The organism is Xanthobacter autotrophicus, from assembly GCF_030015065.1.
Taxonomy (GTDB): Bacteria; Pseudomonadota; Alphaproteobacteria; order Rhizobiales; family Xanthobacteraceae; genus Xanthobacter; species Xanthobacter autotrophicus_D.
This window is the reverse complement of the sequence record NZ_JAIVFN010000424.1, coordinates 1-444: the sequence shown is the minus strand read 5'-3', so window position 1 is coordinate 444 and position 444 is coordinate 1. Positions and strand designations below refer to the sequence as shown.

The following is a 444-nucleotide window of genomic DNA, read 5'->3' as shown; positions in this document are numbered from 1 at the left end:
CGACAACCATGATCATCTCTTCCACCGCCGACTACCGCGAGGCCGCGCGCCGGCGCCTGCCCCCCTTCCTCTTCCACTACATCGACGGCGGCGCCTATGCCGAGCAGACGCTGCGCCGCAACGTCGAGGACCTGGCTGCGGTCGCGCTGCGCCAGCGCGTGCTCAAGGACATGAGCCGGCTCGACACCAGCATCGAGCTGTTCGGCGAGAAGCTCTCGATCCCCGTGGCGCTGTCGCCCGTGGGCCTGACGGGCATGTACGCACGGCGCGGCGAGGTGCAGGCCGCGCGCGCGGCCGACCGGCACGGCGTGCCGTTCACCATGTCCAGCGTCTCGGTCTGCCCGATCGAGGAGGTGGCGCCGAAGCTCGGCCGGCCGATGTGGTTCCAGCTCTACGTGCTCAAGGACCGCGGCTTCATGAAGAACGCGCTGGAGCGCGCGCAGG

The 444-nt window shown here is 70.3% G+C and carries 1 protein-coding gene; it reads left to right on the top strand.

Annotation, left to right across the window (positions count from 1 at the left end; translation table 11 throughout):
• Positions 1-8 precede the first annotated feature (8 nt).
• The coding region (locus K9U40_RS23845) for an alpha-hydroxy-acid oxidizing protein (protein WP_282892528.1) at positions 9-444 on the top strand (436 nt) is incomplete at its 3' end.